At 55.7% G+C, this 445-nt stretch carries 1 pseudogene; it reads left to right on the top strand.

What is annotated here, in order from left to right:
• Nucleotides 1-445, top strand: a pseudogene (gene fadA, locus AACU55_RS22125) (acetyl-CoA C-acyltransferase); the annotation flags it as partial.

The following is a 445-nucleotide window of genomic DNA, read 5'->3' as shown; positions in this document are numbered from 1 at the left end:
CATATGGGCCATGTTCCGATGACCCATGGCATTGATTTTCATCCCGCCCTGAGTAAAACCGTTGCCCGTGCGGCAGGCAACATGGGGCTCACGGCGGAGCTACTGGCAAAAATGCATAATATCAGTCGGGAAATGCAGGATGAATTTGCGCTGCGTTCCCATCAGCGGGCCGCACATGCAAGTCTTAAGGGGCTTTTTGATGCAGAGATCGTGCCTACCCACGGTCATGATGCTCATGGCGCACTGGTTCGCCATCAAAAAGATGAGGTCATCCGCCCGGAAACCAACCTGGACAGTCTCAATAATCTGCGACCCGTTTTTGATCCTCATACGGGAACGGTCACTGCAGGGACGTCGTCGTCACTGGCAGACGGCGCATCAGCAGTCTTACTGGCCAGCGAGTCGTATGCACGTGCCCATGGCCTGCCTGTACGCGCCCGTATAC

The organism is Rahnella sp. CJA17(1/100), assembly GCF_963881615.1.
In the GTDB taxonomy this organism is placed as follows: Bacteria; Pseudomonadota; Gammaproteobacteria; order Enterobacterales; family Enterobacteriaceae; genus Rahnella; species Rahnella aceris.
This window is presented reverse-complemented; position numbering and strand designations above follow the sequence as displayed.